Source organism: Bariatricus sp. HCP28S3_A7 (genome assembly GCF_052066375.1).
In the GTDB taxonomy this organism is placed as follows: domain Bacteria; phylum Bacillota; class Clostridia; order Lachnospirales; family Lachnospiraceae; genus Allocoprococcus.
In genome coordinates this window covers 1-1,172 of the sequence record NZ_JBQHSG010000081.1, presented here as the reverse complement: position 1 = coordinate 1,172, position 1,172 = coordinate 1, and the positions used below count along the sequence as shown (strand labels likewise).

Sequence of the window (1,172 nt, the reverse complement as noted above, 5' to 3'; positions counted from 1 at the left end):
ACCGCGGGGCACGCGGGGATAGCTTATTGATACTTAGCCCTATCGGGTTATTGAGTAAGAAGCCCCTACTTCAAAGCTTTAGGGCTTAAGTAGTGGGAGCATGTCACAAATAAAAAAGCATTTATTCCATTTATCACAGGAGGAGATCCTGCACTGGATGTAACAAAAAAACTCTTGCTTGCCATGCAGGAGGCAGGAGCTGATCTGATTGAAGTGGGAATTCCATTCTCAGACCCGATCGCGGAGGGACCTGTCATTCAGGAGGCAGATGAACGTGCGCTGAAAGGCGGATGTACAACGGACAAGCTTTTTGACGCGATGAAAGAAATAAAAGATGAAATGTATGTGCCGCGTGTGTTTATGACTTATGTAAATGCAATTTACAGTTACGGGAAGAGGCATTTTATGGAACGTTGCGTTGAATGTGGAATGGTCGGCGTAATCGTACCGGATATGCCATATGAAGAAAAAGGAGAATTGGAAGATGTCTGCCGTGAATACGGAATCGAATTAATCTCTCTGATCGCGCCAACATCGGACAAAAGAATCCAGATGATCGCCAGGGAGGCGGAAGGATTCCTTTATTGTGTATCATCGCTTGGGGTAACCGGAGTGCGCAGTGAAATCAAGACCGATATTGGAGCAATGATCAGAAAAGTGAAAGAAGTGTCCGATATTCCATGTGCAGTCGGATTTGGAATTGCGACTCCGGATCAGGCAAAAGATATGGCAGCTGTGGCTGACGGAGTGATTGTAGGATCGGCGATTGTCAAAATAGTGGCAAAGTATGGAGAAGAATGCGTACCATATGTAAGTGACTATGTGAAAAGCATGAAAGAAGCGATATAACAATGAAATTGTTTGAATTGTCTGAAATAAATAAAAAACAAAAACATTATTGACAATTTCAAAATGAAGTGGTAAGATATGACTCGTTGATTGGTCAGTACTCAGAAATGAGACGGCGGGCAACGGGTCATAACTTATTTTAGAAGGGCTGAGACAGAGGCCAGGGGCGGTATGCAGAAGTCTGGTGAAAAAAAGTTGTTGACAAACGTCGAAAGATGTGATAATCTAATATAGCTGTCGCGAGACAGAGAAGAAAGAACATTGATAACTAAACAATAGACAACAACCCTGAAAATTCTTTAAGAGATTTTTCAAGAACGGTT

The 1,172-nt window shown here is 42.7% G+C and carries 1 pseudogene; it reads left to right on the top strand.

The window, feature by feature from the left end:
* Nucleotides 1-114: 114 nt before the first annotated feature.
* Nucleotides 115-849: pseudogene (gene trpA, locus ACTNA4_RS16060) on the top strand (tryptophan synthase subunit alpha); the annotation flags it as partial.
* Nucleotides 850-1,172: the final 323 nt, after the last annotated feature.